The organism is Sulfitobacter sp. CW3 (genome assembly GCF_019392245.1).
Classification (GTDB): domain Bacteria; phylum Pseudomonadota; class Alphaproteobacteria; order Rhodobacterales; family Rhodobacteraceae; genus Sulfitobacter.
In genome coordinates this window covers 1-238 of record NZ_JAHXRL010000546.1, presented here as the reverse complement: position 1 = coordinate 238, position 238 = coordinate 1, and the positions used below count along the sequence as shown (strand labels likewise).

At 49.6% G+C, this 238-nt stretch carries 1 protein-coding gene; it reads right to left on the bottom strand.

Annotated features, from left to right (window positions below; genetic code table 11):
• Positions 1-211: glycosyltransferase (locus tag KZZ06_RS22180; protein WP_219582056.1), on the bottom strand; the 211-nt coding region annotated here is incomplete at its 3' end.
• Positions 212-238: the final 27 nt, after the last annotated feature.

The window sequence follows — 238 nt, the reverse complement described above, 5'->3', positions numbered from 1 at the left end:
CACAAGCGCCACGGTTCACCGTGTTAGGAAAAAACGTTATACGTTCATCCTTGATAGAGGCCACCACCTCGCGCGTTCCATCAGTGGAACCATCGTCTGAGATAATAAGCTCAAAATCCACGTCACGCTGGGCTAGAACACTGGCAATCGCTTGTTCTACGAAGGCCGCGTGATTATACGTGGGCATAATCACAGATACGGTAGGCTTCATTACACACCCTCTCTGTAAAGGGCCTTA